Raw genomic sequence first — 14,248 nt, forward strand, 5'->3', positions numbered from 1 at the left:
TCACTGCCCCCCAAGAAGTTGTCCGACCATGCCGTTCTCCTGCTCGGGGCTCAGGCCCGTCGCACCGTTCTCGGCGGTGCCGCGGGGCGCGGGTGCTCCCTGCGCCTCGCCTGCCGATCCGGGCCCTCCCGGGGTGTCCGAGTCGGGTTGCTGGGGTGGATCTCCAGGGAGTGGGAGCGAGGGGGGAAGGCCACCGGGTATCGCGGGCCCGACCGGGGAACCGCTGAGCATCTGTCGCAGTGCGGCCGGGCCGACATGCGCAGTTCCCCGGAAGTAGTGGCTCAGGCCGTCACTGTCGTTGGTGGTCAGCGCCCACATACGGACGAAGTCCATGAGATCGGTCAGAGCGTTGTTCTTGTCCAGGACCTCCTGGCCGACCGGCTTGAGCCCGGACGCCGTCGCCCGGAGATCGGGTCCGGCCTGCCGCAGTTCTCGGACGACCGGGGCCGCCTGGTCGAGCAGCGCCTTGGCTCTGTCGAGCACCGGGGGGAGCGAGCCGAGGGCCGGGTCTGCGGAGTCAGCCAAAGTCCGTAGCTCGTGGGTGATGTCGACCAGGTCGTCCGTCACGGGGCGGATGTCGGCGAGCGCGGGGGTGGCGGCCTCCGCGGTGCCTGCGAGCTTGGCCAGGGTGCTCCGCGCGGCGCCCACCGTCGAGGGCAGCTCGGCCAGGGACTGATCGAGCGCCGCGCGGTTGCTGGACACCGTGTTCAGGGTCTGCTGGGTGGTGTCGAGCAGGCGGTCGAGCTGGTTGCCGTTCCGGTCCGCCAACGCATCGGTCACGGGCTGCGTGCGGTCGACGAGCTGGCTGAGCGTCTCGTTGTGCTCGTTGAGGATGGCGCTGAGCTCGCCGGTCCGCTCCATGGCGGGACGCAGCGCCTCGATCGCCGCCGCGGTGTCACCGCCGGCTCCCCTCACGCCCTCTCCCAACGAGGTGACTGTCGCCGCCAGCGCGGTCGTGGTCGGGTCGTCGAGCGTGTTCAGGATTTCCTGGAGATCCACCGCAGACGATGTCTGCTCCGCTCCGAGCACCGGAGGGTCGAGTACGGGAGCGGTGGGCGTACCGGCGTCGAGCTCGATGTAGCGCTCGCCGAGCAGGTTGTAGGGCCGGATCGTGGCTTTCGCATCGGAGTGCAACGGCAGGGCAGCTGGGTCGACCTGGAGCCCGAAGTGGGCCTGCCCGTCGATCACCGCGACCGTCGAGACCTTGCCGACCTCGACTCCCTTGGAACGCACCTGGTAGCCGAGCTGCACGCCGAAGGCGTCCCGGAAGACAGCCGTCACGTTGGAGGACTTCTGGTGGTCTGCGTAGGCGACGATCCCCGCCGCGACCGCGGCCGCGGCGACCAGCGCCACCACACCGCGCACCAACAGCTTCTTCGTCATCGGGGAGCGTCTCCGTTCGCATCCATCCACGGCTGGTTCACCAGCGAGCCAGGCGCAGGGGCCGGGTCCTGGGTGTTGCCCGGAGGCATCACGCCGGGGTTGTCGTTCAGCGCCGCCCCGCCGGTGGTGATCTGGGCGACCGCGAAGTGACCCCCAGTCGATGTCCTACGTCCGAACACGCCGACCCAGTTCGCGAGCCAACCCGTCGCCTCGGGGATGTAGGGGCGGAGGAACGCCACAGGGGTGCGCAATGAATCAACGGCCTGGGTCGCCGGGGGCAGCACCGCGTGGGCACTGTCGAGCATCGCGGGAGTACGCCCCAGAAGTTCGTTCGCGGCCTCGACCGTCGGCTTCAGCTCGTTGACCACCGGCCGCAGATCCGTGAGCACCGGGCGCAGGTTCGACGCGACTTGCGGCAGCTTGGCCGTTGCCGGCTGCAGGTCCTGCAGCAGCGGCGTCGTCTGGTCGACGGCCGCCGGCACGTGATCGAGGGTCGTCCGCGCCTGGGTGAGTGTCGACGGCAGTTCCGAGACCGACTGCGAGAGCTGCTGCTGCTGCGCTGCCAGCGCCCGCGTCACAGGTCCGAGGTCCTCGATCGTGCCTCCGAGGTCTTCCCGGCGCTGCGAGAGCTCCGAGGTCACCCCGTGCAGCTGGGTGACGAGTTGTCGGATGGCCGGCCCGTCGCTGCCCACCGCGCTGAGGACGTCGCCGACCGCGTCCACTGCGGGGCCGGCTGTCTGCAGCGTCTCGTTCAGCTGCTTCTCACGTCCGTCCACGGTGTCGTGCAGCTGCCGGACCACGCTGCTGACGTTCCGCATCGTGGCGGGGTCCAAGGTCTTGAGCAGGTCGTCGAGCTCGACCTGCTCGAAGCCGGAGATGACTCGCGAGCCGTCGGCCAGTTCGGGAGCTCCCACCGGGCCGGGAAGGATCTCCAGGGAGCGGGCCGAGAGCGTGGCCTGCCAGATCATCCGGGCATCGGTGCCCTGGTGCAGCGGCGCGTACTCGCTGTTCAGCTCCACCGTGACGAGAGCGTCACGGTTCTCGTGCACCTCGAGCTTCTCGATGGTCCCGGCCTGCTCACCCCTGATCACCACGGCCTGGCCGGGCAGCGCGCCCGTCGCCGTGGGCATGAGGAACTGCGCGCGGTAGGCGCTCACGTCGTTCGCCACGAGCAGGGCGCCGGCCACGAGGAGCAGGACGACGACCGCGCCGACGCCCACCAGCCCACGGCCCTTGAGGATGCCCATCATCATCCCATCCCGAGGGGGCCGTCGGCCGCGCCCTGGAGGAACTGGCCGACGAACTCGTCGCCCGAGTTGAAGATCTGCTCAGTCGGCCCGTACTGGCGGATCCGACCTTGCCAGAGCACGCCGATGTAGTCGCTCACCGTCCGCGCAGCCTCGATGTTGTGGGTGATGACCATGTAGGTCCCGCCGTGCTGCTCGTGGGTCTTCACGATCAGCTCACAGAGGAGCTTGGTACGAACCGGATCGAGACCGGAGTCGGGCTCGTCGAACATGACGACCTCAGGCTCCATCACCAGGGCACGGGCAAACCCGGCCCGCTTCTTCATACCGCCCGATATCTCGTTGGGAAGCTTCTCGGTCGCCTTCTCGAGCCCGACCTCCTGGACCGAGTCCATCACCTTCTCACGAATCTCCGACTCCGACATCGAGGTGTGCTTACGGAGCGGGAAGGCGATGTTGTCGTAGACGTTCATCGAGCCGAACAGGGCTCCGTCCTGGAACAGCAACCCGAAGCGCTTGCGCAGTTCCCGCCGCTCGTTCTCGTTCATCTCCCAGAGATCGTCGCCGAAGACTCTGATCTCACCCTCGTCCGGCTCGAGCAGGCCGACGACGTGCTTCAGCAGGACGCTCTTCCCGGTGCCCGACGGACCCATCATGGTCGTGATGGTTCCGTCCTTGAGGCCCACCGACACACCGTCCAGTACCGGCGGCGCGCCACCGAATGCTTTACGCACGTCGATGAGCTGAACGGCGTCATTGGACTGGACGTACTGCTCACCGTTGCCGCGTGGCTGCGGCCGGATGATGTTCGACGACACTGGCTGCACTCCCGTGGTGACAGTCAAAGATCAATTGGAGATCGGCGAGTTCGCATCGATGCCGTAGGCGACCTGGGAGATGACGGCCGCGACGACCGTCGTCCAAGCCATGGAGACGAGCATCGACTGGGCCGCGGCCTGGCCAACCCCGACGGGCCCGCCCTTCGCGTTGTATCCGAAGTAGGAGGCGATGAGGGTCACCAGAACGATGGTGATGACACCCCAGATAGTCACGATCGTGAAGTCGCTGGCGTTCTGGAACTGCCACAGGAAGCTCCAGTAAGCTCCCTCCGACGTCGCCCCCAGGAAATGGACGTCGAATATGTAGCCACCCCAGAATGCCATCCAGTATCCGGAGAGCAGCATGCCGGGCACGATGATGAACACCGCGGTGATCCGAGTGCTGACCAGATAGCAGATCGCGTCCACACCCATGACCTCGAGGGCGTCGATCTCCTCGTTGATTCGCATCGCCCCCAGCTCCGTGACGAGCCCGCAACCGATCTTGGCTGCGACAACCCACCCGAGGAGGACCTGGACCAGACCTCGGAACAGCGCCACGGCCAGCCCAGCGCCGTTGAGGTTCGACAAACCCAGAGGCTGCAGGGTCAGATTCGCCAGCAGGCCGGTCAGAAGACCCAGGTTGAACAACATGAACAACACGACGAGCGAGCTACCCCGGACAAGGATCCCGGAGAACCGGAAGACCTCCGAAGGATAGAGCCGGACGGCCGACGGGATGGCCGCGATGGCCTCGCCGGCGAACCGCAGGAATTCGCCGACCCCCTTGAACCGGGGTCCGCTCTGCCCCGGCAGCCACCCCAGGTCGACCGGCCCGATCGGTGCCGGGCGCTTGTCGCTATGCGCCTTCCGGGGTGGAGCCTGGGGCCGCCCGAAGGGCACGGTCTCCGGAGATTCACTGGTCATGGCGTCTCCCCGACGTCAACAGCTGAGATGGACCCCTCACCGGTATCGCCCGAAGGTGAAGATCCCCTGGGTGATGCCGGTGTAGATCGTCTGGTAGGACCACAGGACAACGAAGGAATAGACGACGGCCTGGTTGACCGCCTTGCCCAGGCCCTCGGAGCCGCCGCTGGCGTTCATGCCCTTGTAGGCGCACACGACGCCGATCACGACGCCGGCGAAGAAGCAGTTCCCGACGACCAGAAGCAGCTGGGCAGGCACCATGTTGTCGAAGACGGTGTTGATGAACTGCGAGTACTCCTGGTCGCCGTAGTACCGGCCGGCCAGCCCGATCGAGACCATGCTGAGAGCGACCGCCGGGATCCCGAACAGAGTCGTGAGGATGATCGCACTCAACACTCTCGGCAGCACCAGTTCGTGGATCGGGTCCACACCCATCACCCGCATGGCGTCGAGTTCGTCACGTACGCGTCGTGCGCCGAGCTCCGCGGTCAGAGCCGCGCCCACGATGCCGGCGAGCACCAGCGCGACCGCCCACACCGAGAACGACTCCACGGTGACGCGGAAGATGACCGGAGCATAGATCGCGATGGCGCCGACCTGGTTGATGAACACCAGGACGAGCACCGAGAGGAACACGACGAAGCCGCCCACCGCGATGAGACACGGAATGAGCGCTCGCCGCATAGTCTCATACATGTAGTCGACGGTCGCGCCCCAGTATCCGCGTGGACGGCGGATCGCGGTGGAGACGAGCAGCCCCAGCAGTTGGAGCATGCCGCCGAACTCGATGAAAGGGCTGCGAACGCCGGCCGGAATCGAGCCGACGAACCGCGAGCGGCTTCCCGAATAGAGCCTCGACCGCTTCCAGGCCGGTCCGTCGACGTCGGGCCGCCCCGAACCGCCGCCGCCCTCGTTGGTCAGCGTCATCGGCAGGTCTCCTCCGGGAGATCGATAGGCGTTGACTCGCCCTGCTGAGTAGGTAACGAGTAAACGTGCGTTCCGATACGGTTTAGGTCGAAGATCTGCGTCGCCGCGGTGGACGACGCGACCGAGCAGGCGATCCACGTCACGGCCATCTGCGTGATCGACCGCACGCTACCAGCGAGCCTGAGGCCCTGAGCAGGGGGTAAGCCCCTCGCCCGCACTGGCGCCGCGGCACGACTGGCTGGACACGAGTGAGTGATGGCGAGGTCCTACCAAGACGCTCAGGAAACGATCGTTCACGTCAGCGAGTTGCCCTAGCCGCGGGATCTTCGACCTATTGGTTCGATGAGATGGAGGACCCGTCACTGCGCAGGCGGCACCGCGCACTCATCGGGGCAAGACAGGACGTGCGTTCTCGGCGCCCGGACGCGTCCCCTCTACTTGAGGACAAGTCGTGCATGTGCAGCGGCCACATGCTCGGTGGCACGAACGCGCCCACGCAGGCTCCGGGGCCGGGGATCAACCCCTCGAGCTGGACGAGGCCCTCGTCCAGGACGGCCCACAACGGGTGCACGCCGAGAAACCCTCCTCGACGGCTTCGTCCAGGGTGACCTCCTCGCTCGAACGTCCGGCGATCAGTTCACAACCGTCGCGGTGATAGCGACGCCGACCGGGCAGGACGTACACCGATCGCTCTTGGGCTTCAGCGGGATCCGATGCGTCGTCAACCTCGCCGGCCACGATCCCGCCCTCATCGGGGAGGGACCGGGCGGTGGTGGTGTCCGGCGTCACGCTCGCCGCCGCGGGTGCATCGTCGATGGCGTCCCTGGCACCAGCGCCGAGGCCCCCGGGCACGCGTTCGTCCCGAGCCGCACCGTCCTCTGCCACGGCGTCCGACGACCTCTCCGTACAGTCGGCGGCCGCCCTCGGGCCCTCGCCCGTGGCGACGCGGGCCGAGCTCGTCCTCGCCATCGCCTTCTTCGTCGCAGCCTTCTTCGTCGCAGCCTTCTGCGCGGCGGCAGTCTTCGTGGTGGCCGTCTTCGTGGTGGCCGTCTTCGTGGTGGCCGTCTGCGGAGCCTTTGCCTCGGCCGGCACGGCCTTCGCGTCCGGCGTCGACCCTGACTCGACGGCTTCCTCGGGCGTCCGCCGTGTGGGTCCCAAGCGACCAGCCCACCGCCGGATCAGGGGCCACATCAGCATCACGCCCGCTGCGATCGCGAGTCCGAGCGCGAGCCAGGTCAGAGCCACGTGGTCGAGGACGAAGCCCATCACGAGCGCTGCCGCCGCGACCACCAGGACTGCCACGATCACCATCTCACGAACCCCTATAGCTAGTCGTTGACGGTCATGAGGTCGTGTGCACGATCAGCACGTCGACAGGCGATCGGTGCGTGACCGCGGACGGCACGGACCCGAGCAGCCGTCCGCTCAGCGTGTTCAGACCACGGTTGCCGACCACGATCACGTCAGCTTTACGGTCGGTGACAACCGTCGACAGGACCTCGGTCGGGTCGCCGCGCCGGGCGAAGGTCTCGATGTCGCGTGCGCCGATGGAGCCGGCGAGGTCCTTCGCGCGCTCGAGCGTGGTCTCGGCCGGGGCCGCTCCGTGGATCAGGAAGGCGTCTTCGCCGAGGTTGCTCTCCGCATCGTGCGCGTTCTCCTGCGCCGCCTCGTCGTAGGCGCAGACGATCAAGAGGCGCGCGTTGCTGTCGTCGGCGATGCCGGCGGCACGCTCCACGGCTCGGAAAGATGACTCGGATCCGTCGGTGCCGACGACAACGAGCTGGTAGTTCTCCACATCAGGTTCCTCTCCGGAGCGGACGGGGTAAGCAAGTTCTCGGAGTGGATCGGCTCCACTCAACCCAGAGATCCCGGGGGCAGGCCGTCAGGGTCTGCGGGACGGTAGGCGTCGGCGTACTGGGCCTGGCTGTCGTGAATCTGGTCGGCCAGCCAGGGTCGCCAGAGGTCCAGGCGCCGCTCCTCCTCGAGCCGGCCTCGCAACGCGTCCCGTACCTGGTCGAGGCTCAGCGGTTGCGCCGGCCGGATCTCCACGACCTGCCCGACGTTCCAGCCGTACTGCCCCTGGACGGGCCCGTAGAATCCGTTCACCGGGGCGGCGAAGGCTGCGTCACCGACAGGCTTCTCGAGCTGTGCTGCGGTGATCACGCCGAGGTCGCCGCCGCTGCCTGCCGTGGTGCGGTCCAGCGACTGCTGGGAAGCGAGCGCCCCGATGTCCGCACCACTCTGCAGCGCGGCGAGGACCTGCTGCGCCTTGTCCGGCGAGTCGGCGACGAGGTTGCGGAGGTGACGCTTCTCCGGGACCACCATCTCGGCCCGCCGCTGGTCGTACGCCTGGACGACGTTCTCGTCGGTCACCGGCGCCGCCTCGGCGGTCACCTGGTCGTACAGCTGGGAGGCGACCAGCTGGCGTTTGATCTCGCCGAGTACGTCCTGTTCGGTGATCCCCATCGAGTTCAGGGCCTGGGTGAAGCCCTGCCGCCCGTCCAGGAACTTCTCTCGGATGATCTTCTCCAGCATGTCCTGGGCCTGGGGATCCGCGACGACGATGTTCCGCTTCGCAGCGACGTCATCGAAGATCAAGCTCAAGGCGACAGCACGAGCGGCATCCCGCTGGAAGCCGTCATGCGCGGGCCCCGGAGGCGGCGGCTGGACACCGTAGAGAGCCGTGAGCAGGGTGACCCGGCGCTGGAAGTCCGGCTCCATGACAGTCACGTCGCCGACACGCACGACGGCGCCTGCGGGCAGAGCGGTGACCCGGGCGTGCACGATCTGTGTCAGGGCGCCCGCGCCCACGAGCACGGCCAGGGCTGCTGCGACGACCGTGCCCCAGCGCCCGAGCCGGAACCCCGACCAACCGCGGATCGTGGCACCGAAACGACGTCGTGCCGTCGAGAACAGAGTGGACTGCTTCATCTCACCACTTCCCGGTGGGCGCGGATCGAGCCAGGTTCTCGCCGACATCAGCGGTTGATGGCCTCTCGACGTCGTCCGAGCCGGACGGGCCACCGTCGAACGCGCTGCCCCCGGCCCGATCGCGAGGGTCTGCCGGAGCGCTTTCGACCTGCGGCGGAGCGATGATGTCGGTCACGACGAACGCCGCGAGCCACGACATCAACACACTCACGGCGAGCAGCAGTCCGAACTGCCGCAGCAGAGCGAGGTCGGATGCGACGAGCACCAGATACCCGAGGATCGCTGCGCCCGCGGCCAGTCCCACACTGCGCAGCAACCACGTGCGCCGGTGTCGTCGCGCTTCCGTGAGCATCGTCGAGAACTCGCAAGCCGTGGCCGTACTCAGTGCTCCGACGGCCACTGTCAGGGGACTCAGAGCCCCGAGGCACGCCCAGACGATGCCCAGGACCCAGCCCCCCGACAGCACCATCGTCAGTACGGCCCGACCGGCATCTGCTCGCTGTCGAAGTCCGATCAGGAGCACCAGGCCCGCCAGCACGACAGCCAGGACGTTGACGAGCACCTTGCTCTCCGAGACCGCCTCGTAGCCGCGCGTGGCCGAGACCGGCAGTCCGACCAGATCGGCGTGAAGCCCTGCCGGAGGGGGCGGGAGAGATGCTTGCAGACGGTCGAGCATCACTCGCTGCGCTCCGACGTCTTCGATCTCGACGCCGAGGACCATGAGGGAGAGCTGACGGTCGGGTCTGATCACCGCAGAGGACAGGTAGGAGGGCAGGAGGTCGGCTGCAGACTTGATCTGTTCCGGCGTGGGGGACGGCCCGAGGAACTGCAGGAGCCCGGACACCGTCGTGATCGGGTGCAGCTGGCCCGAGAAGTCGCGGTTGACGACCTCCTCGACCTGGCGGCCCCACGCCAAGGCGTCCGGGGTCAGGACGTTTCCGCCGCTCAGCATGACGTTGACCTCGCCCGAGGCATCCATCACGCGTTCGGTGTGCTCGGCCTGGTCGAGCGCCGGCAGTCCCTGTGCCAGCTGGTCGGGTCGTGCCTCGATGTCGAGTCGAGGCAGCGCGGCCCAGCCCAACCCTGCCACGAGGACGGCCACGACCAGCAAGGCCCCGCGTGTCCGGCGGGGCCAGGTCCGCTCGGGCGGGCCTCCGGGTGCGTCCTCGTGGGCGGGGGGAAGCACATCGAGCCATCGACGAAGAACGAGTGCGACACCGACTGTCGCCATGATGCCGAGCGCGAGGGCCAGCCCGAGCTCACGAACGAAGGGCAACGAGGAGGCGGCCAGCGCCGCGAAACCAGCGGCTCCTGCGGATGCCGCGACCAGGACTCGGCGGCGCCGGGACGGTTGCGAGAGATAGAGAGGGAAGTCGCTGCCGATGCCGAGCAGAATGGGGAGGAACGCGACGATCCCGAGAGACAGCGGACGGCCCAACCAACCGAACGCGGCGAGAGTCAGCGTCGTCCCCATGAGCGCCGCCAGCAGCGGACGCAGCCTGGCGCGTCGCCGCCGGGTCCACGGAACCACGAAGTAGAGCAGGCCGACGGCAGCCAGAGCGAGGGCGCCGAGCAGCGCGAACTCCGCGCTCGCCTGCTCGCTCAGCGCCGCGGTGACCACCGGAACGCCGGAGACCGTCACCGCGGAGGTGGCCAGGCCGGCGCGCTCGACCTGTGCGCGCACGGCATCCACCACTCGCGATGTACCAACCTGATCGAGATCGGCCCGGGGACGAACGAGGATGGCCACCGCGTTCGGGCTCGGGACGATCCCCCGCCAGAGGGGACGCGCCTCAGCGGTCCGCGCGTCGTAGACGACTGCCTGTGCGAACGTCGGGTTGTTGATCGTCGGCAGGCCGGCCGGCAGCGCACTGACGATCAGCGCCCCGTAACGCTGGTCGTAGTCGGTGGTGGCGGCCTGACCCGCGGCTGCTGCCGCTGCGTCATCAGCCCCGGCGGCCCGCGCCTGCTGCTCCGCGGCGCCCTGGATGCCGTCACGTCGTCCCGAGATCTGTGCAAGCAGGTTCTGCGCCCCGATGGCCACCTGGTTGACCGAAGTGCCGGGGCCGTAGACCTTGGCCACGTCGGGCAACTTCGACAGCCGACCCTCGAGTTGGATCAATTTGGGGAGCTGGCCCTGGCCGGTGATCAGCTGAGTGCGTTCGGGAGACTCCAGGAGAACGATGATCGGGTCACCGCCGAACGAACGCGCCTTCTCGTCCGTCGCCGCCAACGACGGGTCGTCGGAAGGCACGAAGGACGACACGTCGGTGTCGATGCGCAGCTGCAGGAGTCCGCCGACCGTCCCCGCGAGCAGGCAGGCAACGAGCGCACCAACGAGCAGCACCTGTCGCGTCGGCAGCGATCCGATCTTCGAGAGCCCCGAGAAGGGGCGTCGCGGGAACCGCAGTCGTGATGCCTTCACCCGTCCGACCCGCCCTCGGACGGGGCGGCGGGGGCGGCCGCAACGGGCCACCGAGAGCTCGCGGCGCCAGCCACACAGGGCCAGCTCGACAGGTACACCATCGTTCACCACCCTCAGCTTCGCGGCGTTGCACCGGTCACATTTACAGTGGCATCGCGGTGTTCCACCCGCGCAACCGGGGGTACCAGTACCCCCGAACACCGCTGCGAAGGTCACGTTCTAGCAGTTCAGACCGGTACTACGCTCCGAGTTGATGTGGTGGCAAGCCGTCAGAGCACTGCCGTCGATGGGCGAACGCCGAGCCGTCGACCCACCTTTGAAGTTGACGATCGGTCACCTCGGCTCGTTGCCGCGGCTCACCACGGCATTGCTGTCGAGGCTGCAAGGCTTCCGAGGAAGGACCTGGTCGATCGCCAGGACGAGACTGATGACCCACCTGCGACTCAGCGGGCAGTGATCGCTTTGGCGGTCGGGTCCAGGTCAGGTGGTGATCCTCGACTTGATCGTCGCTCGTCGGTACCGGGGACGTCTTGGCGGACATCAGGCGCACACGACCCACCGCCCGGGGACTCACCGGGCGTCGGCCCTGAATGCAAGTCAGCAAACGTCACTGGCGCCGATCGGCCCGCACCGTAGCGAGGGAACGATCGTTGACACAATCAACCGCTTCAGTCGTCTCGTCCATCGACACGACGAGCACATGCAAGAGGCCACTCGTCCACAGGAGTAGAACGATCGTTAACATGGCTGAGTGCTTCCATGTTGCTACGTCCGGTCCTGAAGCCGCGGCTCAGGAATCCGCGCCCGCGCCGGATCGTGCAGCAGCCCTCTTCGTCGAGGACCGCATCCTGGCCGCGGCGGCCACATGCTTCCGCCAGTGGGGAGTGAACCGGACGACGATGGCGGACGTCGCGGCCGAAGCCGACATCCCGCGGTCGCAGATCTATCGCCGGATGTCGGGGAAGGACGAGCTGATCGGTCGGTTGCTCGTGCGCCAGGCACACCGGTTGAGCCAGCACCGCCTACGGGACATTCCCATCGTCGGCCCTGCTGGACCCGTAATGGCGAAAGCCTTGCTGTCTGGGCATCGAGCGGTCGTAGCCGACGAGTTCGCGCGACATCTCGTCGGCGGGGACGGCGTGACCCTGACGTTGGGCATGCTCTCTTCCAGCGTCGCGTTACGCAGGGCGCTCGGCGAATGGTGGTACCCGGTGATCGGTCACGGCCGGCGCCGCGAGGAGGTTCGACCCGATCTCGAGGACGACGAGATCGTCCTATGGTTCACGCGCGCTCAGATACACCTCGCCGAGCACGCCGACCTTCACAGCTCGATCGCGCTCGTGGAGCGCTACCTCGTCGGGTTCGTCGTGCCGGCCATCATGCGCAACCATGACACGACAGAAGCGAACGGCGCGACCACCGCTACCGAACGTCTGAGCGAGCATCAAGGCGAAAGGCCTGGAGGTCGAGGATGATCCGGCGACTCGTGGCCCTGCCGGGCGAGGGCGGACCCCGACAAGACAACGGGAACTCGGCTTCACGAGGCCTTCTCGGTCGACATCCAGGTACACCGCCAGCGCATCCTGCGCTCCGTGACGGGCGTCCGGGAGGCACATCGGCGCCTTGAGGACGAGGCTGACTTGATCCGAGATGCCAGACAGGTCGGCACACCGTGGCGCGCGATCGCCGCCGCGCTCGATATCTCCAGACGCCTCAGGCCGCGTGTCAGCGCGCTGCGCGCCTTCGGACAAGGGTGAGCGCGGACAACATGACCGAGTGATCACCTCGTGTCGGTAGCGGAGCGCTGCTCGGCGAGTCGGCGGGCCATCCCCTCTTCGACCAGCTGGCGGCGACGTCGCTTCTTCACGCGGAGAAGTCCCAACAGGGTCAAACCGTGGGCCAGCCCGACCACCACCAGCACGATGCCGACCTTGAGCGAGGTCGCGTAGATCCACACCATGTCCGGCAAGTCGATGGTCGCCACGAGAGCGACGGTTCCCAACGACACGAGGTAGAAGAGCAGTGTCAGGAGTCGCGCCATGGCGTCGGCAACTCGCTCGTCCTGCATGACATCGTCCAGAAACGGTCTCCCGGCCGAACGGAGCGCCCTCCCGACGATGATCGAGATGACGCAGCCCAGGACGAGAACCGTCGCGAGACTGGCCACGTGCCACCTCCTCAGTGAACGGTCGGTCTGCCGAGCTTAGCTCCCAGTCGACCTACTCACGATCGCTCGATCTGGCCTCCGGTCACGGTCCCAGTGACATCCGCCTGTCGTTCGTGCAGCTCATGTTGCTACGTGGCAGGAAGGAGGAATCAAGAATCTTCCGTCACTCCGGCGAGTTCGCGTCGTTGTGTGAACGATCGGTTCACCGCTCCCTGACCGACCTCACGTCGCAGAGATGAGAGACGCGCGCCATGACTCAGCGTTCCTCCCGCGCCAGGGCACTGCTGCCCGGTGGGTTCCTGATCGCCACGATGCTCCTCGGCGGAGGCGTCGCCACGGCCGCTCCGGTCCAGGACGACCCCGTACCCGCTCGTTGCGGGGAGCGAGTCGAAGCCGCGCCCGGCGACACGGTCCGAGTCACACCCGCACTCGGTCTCCCCTTCACCGTCCCTGTCGCGCCGGAGATGAAACCGATTCAGCGACTCGTGGGAGGTGTGCTCTGTCGAGTCCAGGTCGACGTCGTCGAGCCGGTCACCTCCGCGGCGGCCGAAGCCGCGCCTCCGCTGCGGACAGCCACCGAAACAGTACGAGAGCGCGCCGGCGAAGTGCTCGCGCCCGACCGGTCCACTGCTCCGGCGCCCGCGGCGCCGACACCCGCTCGGACCGCCGCACCGGCCGCACCTGCCGGAGCGCCCGCGGGCGCCGAGACCGCAGCGCCCGCGTACGGGTCAGCATTCGGGTCGCTGCCGTCATCCTTCCTCCGTTCGGCCTCTGGACCGGCTCCCGGGGTGCACCTCGACGCGAGCTCGCTGCTCGGTTCAGCCTTCCCCGGTCTGCGCGCCGGCGCCCCGGCGTACCTCGGGTACGAACCGGCGAGTGCGGTGACGACGGCAAGCCAGGTTCAGGCGCTGCCGATCGACGCGCTGAGCGAGGGTGGTGTCGGGGTTCCGGCCCTGCTCGCGGTCCTCGGGCTCTCGGGCGTCGCCGCCCTCGTGGTCCGGCGGCTCGCTCTCGGTCGCGTTCGCCATGCGTCGCGGTCGGCGGCCACGCCGGATCCCTCTGAGGCGGCCGTGTCGACCGATATGGCCGAGATGGCCGAAATGGCCGACGAGCACGATGAGGGCGACGACGGTGGCCGAGACGCCGTCGCCGCCCTGAGGCCGGCTGGGTCGGCCGTTCTCGCCGCGCGCTGACCGGCTCGAGCCGTGTGCCACCCGGCCGGCAGGAGGCTCCGAAAGCTGCAGTGGTCGGTCAGGTCGGCCGTCCTCGTCGCGCTGGTCGGAACCCTGTTCGTGCCCGGGCCGGCGGTGGCGGATCCGATCGTGCCGCCCGGGGTGTCCGAGGCGGTCGCCGCGCTCGCGGCGGCCAACGCCCGCGCGGCCGAGGCCACCGAGGCGTCGCTGGAGGCGGCCGAGCAGCTGCG

12 protein-coding genes are annotated in these 14,248 nt (G+C 68.1%); 2 read left to right on the plus strand and 10 right to left on the minus strand.

Annotation, left to right across the window (positions count from 1 at the left end):
• The 9 genes from AC2A1K_RS25290 to AC2A1K_RS25330 all read right to left on the minus strand — a co-directional run bounded on the left by AC2A1K_RS25290 (position 1) and on the right by AC2A1K_RS25330 (position 10,487).
• Positions 1–1,383 carry an MlaD family protein gene (locus AC2A1K_RS25290; protein ID WP_483899101.1) on the minus strand — a complete coding sequence of 461 codons (1,383 nt, stop codon included), beginning with the start codon at positions 1,381–1,383 and terminating at the stop codon, positions 1–3.
• Positions 1,380–2,636 carry an MlaD family protein gene (locus tag AC2A1K_RS25295; protein ID WP_483899102.1) on the minus strand — a complete coding sequence of 419 codons (1,257 nt, stop codon included), beginning with the start codon at positions 2,634–2,636 and terminating at the stop codon, positions 1,380–1,382. Before AC2A1K_RS25295 ends, AC2A1K_RS25290 begins: the two co-directional genes overlap by 4 nt.
• On the minus strand, positions 2,633–3,448 hold the full coding sequence (locus AC2A1K_RS25300; RefSeq protein ID WP_483899103.1) for an ABC transporter ATP-binding protein: 816 nt from the start codon (positions 3,446–3,448) through the stop codon (positions 2,633–2,635). The genes AC2A1K_RS25295 and AC2A1K_RS25300 overlap by 4 nt, the downstream gene beginning before the upstream one ends.
• A 30-nt stretch (positions 3,449–3,478) precedes the next feature.
• Entirely contained in the window at positions 3,479–4,375 is an 897-nt protein-coding gene (locus tag AC2A1K_RS25305) for an ABC transporter permease (protein WP_483899104.1), read from the minus strand.
• Between the two features lie 36 nt (positions 4,376–4,411).
• A complete protein-coding gene (locus tag AC2A1K_RS25310) occupies positions 4,412–5,302 on the minus strand; it encodes an MlaE family ABC transporter permease (RefSeq protein WP_483899105.1) in 891 nt (296 codons plus the stop codon).
• Between the two features lie 516 nt (positions 5,303–5,818).
• Positions 5,819–6,613 (minus strand): hypothetical protein, encoded by a 795-nt coding sequence (locus AC2A1K_RS25315; protein WP_483899106.1) that lies wholly within the window; start codon positions 6,611–6,613, stop codon positions 5,819–5,821.
• Between the two features lie 31 nt (positions 6,614–6,644).
• A complete protein-coding gene (locus tag AC2A1K_RS25320; RefSeq protein ID WP_483899107.1) occupies positions 6,645–7,097 on the minus strand; it encodes a universal stress protein in 453 nt (150 codons plus the stop codon).
• A 59-nt stretch (positions 7,098–7,156) separates the two neighbouring features.
• On the minus strand, positions 7,157–8,233 hold the full coding sequence (locus AC2A1K_RS25325) for a peptidylprolyl isomerase (protein WP_483899108.1): 1,077 nt from the start codon (positions 8,231–8,233) through the stop codon (positions 7,157–7,159).
• Between the two features lies 1 nt (position 8,234).
• Positions 8,235–10,487, minus strand: coding sequence for an RND transporter family protein (locus AC2A1K_RS25330; protein WP_483899109.1), 2,253 nt, complete (start codon positions 10,485–10,487; stop codon positions 8,235–8,237).
• 914 nt (positions 10,488–11,401) lie between these two features.
• Between AC2A1K_RS25330 and AC2A1K_RS25335 the strand changes: the two genes are divergently transcribed.
• Complete coding sequence (locus AC2A1K_RS25335) at positions 11,402–12,133, plus strand: TetR/AcrR family transcriptional regulator (RefSeq protein WP_483899110.1); 732 nt, start codon at positions 11,402–11,404, stop codon at positions 12,131–12,133.
• Positions 12,134–12,438: 305 nt separating this feature from the next.
• Here the strand turns inward: AC2A1K_RS25335 and AC2A1K_RS25340 are convergent, their stop codons facing one another.
• Entirely contained in the window at positions 12,439–12,825 is a 387-nt protein-coding gene (locus AC2A1K_RS25340) for a hypothetical protein (RefSeq protein WP_483899111.1), read from the minus strand.
• Between the two features lie 788 nt (positions 12,826–13,613).
• Here AC2A1K_RS25340 and AC2A1K_RS25345 point away from each other — a divergent pair.
• Entirely contained in the window at positions 13,614–14,018 is a 405-nt protein-coding gene (locus AC2A1K_RS25345; protein WP_483899112.1) for a hypothetical protein, read from the plus strand.
• Positions 14,019–14,248 lie beyond the last annotated feature (230 nt).

It is taken from the genome of Actinomycetospora sp. 2LY8.5 (genome assembly GCF_057180585.1).

Coding starts and splice junctions, on each gene's coding strand:
- AC2A1K_RS25290 (WP_483899101.1), bottom strand. CDS start 1,383: ATGACGAAGAAGCTGTTGGTGCGCGGTGTGGTGGCGCTGGTCGCCGCG.
- AC2A1K_RS25295 (WP_483899102.1), bottom strand. CDS start 2,636: ATGATGATGGGCATCCTCAAGGGCCGTGGGCTGGTGGGCGTCGGCGCG.
- AC2A1K_RS25305 (WP_483899104.1), bottom strand. CDS start 4,375: ATGACCAGTGAATCTCCGGAGACCGTGCCCTTCGGGCGGCCCCAGGCT.
- AC2A1K_RS25310 (WP_483899105.1), bottom strand. CDS start 5,302: ATGACGCTGACCAACGAGGGCGGCGGCGGTTCGGGGCGGCCCGACGTC.
- AC2A1K_RS25315 (WP_483899106.1), bottom strand. CDS start 6,613: ATGGTGATCGTGGCAGTCCTGGTGGTCGCGGCGGCAGCGCTCGTGATG.
- AC2A1K_RS25325 (WP_483899108.1), bottom strand. CDS start 8,233: ATGAAGCAGTCCACTCTGTTCTCGACGGCACGACGTCGTTTCGGTGCC.
- AC2A1K_RS25335 (WP_483899110.1), top strand. CDS start 11,402: ATGGCTGAGTGCTTCCATGTTGCTACGTCCGGTCCTGAAGCCGCGGCT.